The organism is Actinosynnema sp., assembly GCF_052038725.1.
In genome coordinates this window covers 1-2,218 of record NZ_JBQGCX010000083.1, presented here as the reverse complement: position 1 = coordinate 2,218, position 2,218 = coordinate 1, and the positions used below count along the sequence as shown (strand labels likewise).

2 protein-coding genes are annotated in these 2,218 nt (G+C 69.3%); one reads left to right on the top strand and one right to left on the bottom strand.

Translation table 11 applies throughout. The features are described from left to right. Positions 1-114 precede the first annotated feature (114 nt). Complete coding sequence (locus tag ACTUAL_RS01630) at positions 115-1,389, bottom strand: family 16 glycosylhydrolase (protein ID WP_440899013.1); 1,275 nt, start codon at positions 1,387-1,389, stop codon at positions 115-117. A gap of 152 nt (positions 1,390-1,541) precedes the next feature. Here ACTUAL_RS01630 and ACTUAL_RS01625 point away from each other — a divergent pair. After that, positions 1,542-2,218, top strand: a 677-nt coding sequence (locus ACTUAL_RS01625) for an aldehyde dehydrogenase family protein (RefSeq protein WP_440899012.1), incomplete at its 3' end; no start/stop codon positions are given.

Sequence of the window (2,218 nt, the reverse complement as noted above, 5' to 3'; positions counted from 1 at the left end):
CGAACGGGCCGGAAAAGCCGGGGAGGGGCGCGGTGTCCCGCGCCCCTCCCCGGTCTTGCTCCCCCTGGCCCGCAGGCGAGGCGCCTCCCGCTCGGCCGAGGCCGAGGACCGGGATCAGACGAAGGCGTTCCACTTCTGGTTCGCCGCGCCGGTGCAGGTCCACAGCTGGACCCGCGTGCCGTCGGCGCTGGTGTTGCCCTTGATGTCCAGGCACTTGTCGGCGTTGATGTTCACGACGTCGTTCGCGCCGCTGACCGCCCACTTCTGCGCCCCGGTGCCGTTGCAGTCCCAGAGCTGGATGACGGTGCCGTCGGCCTTGCCGCTGTTCGACACGTCCAGGCACTTGCCCAGCGCGCGGATCGAGCCGTCGGTGTAGAAGGTCCAGTTCTGCGCCGCGTTGCCGTTGCACGAGACGATCTGGATCGGGGTGCCGCTGGCGCTGTTGGCCCACGGCACGTCCAGGCACTTGCCGCCGAGCCCGGTGACCCGGCCGCTCTTGACCACGCCGGGGTTGGTGCCGCCACCACCGCCGTTGCCACCGCTGGTGTCGGTGACCCGCACGTAGTCCACGAGCATCTGCTGCGGGAACTGGGTGCTGGCGTCCGGGTAGCCCGGCCACTCACCGCCGACCGCGAGGTTCAGGATCACGAAGAACGGCTTGTCGAACACCCACCGGTTGCCGTTGACCGACGCCGGGGTGGTCTGGAAGAAGACGTTGCCGTCGACCAGCCACTTGATCGAGTTCGGGGCCCACTCCACCGCGAAGGTGTGGAAGCCGTCCGCGAAGTTCGGGCCGGTGTAGGAGCCGCCGACCCCGCCGACGCCCGAGTAGCCGGGGCCGTGGATGGTGCCGTAGACCTTGTTCTGCTCGTGGCCCAGGAACTCCATGATGTCGATCTCGCCGCTGTTCGGCCACGGGTTCGAGCCGATGTCCTGGCCCAGCATCCAGAACGCGGGCCAGATGCCCTTGCCGCGCGGCAGCTTCATCCGCGCCTCGACCTTGCCGTACGTGGTCGTGAACTTGCCGGAGGTGTTGATCCGCGCCGAGGTGTACTGGCAGCGGCCGTACCAGCAGTTGTAGTTGCCGGGGTTCTCCTTCTTGGCCGTGATTACCAGGTTGCCCGACCCGTCGAGCGCGGCGTTGCCCGCTGAATCGGTGTAGTACTGGTGCTCGCGGTTGTTGCCGTTGTTGTCACCGGTCTCGGTGTTCCACTTCGACGAGTTGACCCGCTGGCCCGCGGAGCCGTCGAAGTTGTCCTCCCAGATGACCTTGCCCGCCTGGGCTGCCTGCTGGTACTGCGCGGGCTGCTGCGCCCCGATGGCCGTCAACGGCGCAGCCGCCAGACCCAGGGCGAGCGCCAGCGCGCCCACCGCTACTCGCTTCCGCATGAAACTCCTCTTCCACTTTGGCGGCGTTCGGGCAGAAGTTACCGAGCGGTTCCTTAAGGCGTCTTTAACAGCGGCGTTGGAGTTCCCAAAGCCCTAGTGTTCTTGGACATGCCGGTCGGCACCCCGGCCGGTCCGACGAGGAGGTCGCACCCATGCCCGTCCTGCGCAGCTACGTCTCCGGTCGATGGCACACCCCCACCACCGAGGGGGCGCCACTGCACGACGCGGTCACCGGCGAGGAGATCGCCCGCATCAGCTCCGACGGCGTGGACATGGGGGCCGCGCTGCGCCACGGGCGCGAGGTCGGCGGACCCGCGCTGCGGGAGCTGACCTTCCACCAGCGCGGGGCGCTGCTCAAGGCGCTGGCCTCGCACCTGCGCGAGCACCGCGACGAGCTCTACGAGCTGTCCGCCCGCACCGGCGCGACCCGCACCGACTCGGTGGTCGACGTGGACGGCGGCATCGGCGTGCTGTTCACCTACTCGTCGAAAGCGCGACGCGAGCTGCCCGCCGGCACCGTCGTGCTGGACGGTCCGGTCGAGACGCTGTCGAAGGACGGGTCGTTCCTCGGACGGCACGTGTACACGCGCCTTCCGGGCGTCGCGGTGCAGATCAACGCCTTCAACGTCCCCGTCTGGGGATCGCTGGAGAAGTTCGCGCCGGCGTTCCTCGCGGGCGTGCCGACGCTCGTGAAGCCCGCGACGCCGACGGGCTACGTCGCCGAGGCGTTCGTGCGCATCCTCGTCGAGTCGGGGCTGCTGCCCGCGGGCTCGCTGCAGCTCGTCTCGGGCAGCGTGCCCGACCTGTTCGACCACCTCCGCCTCGGCGA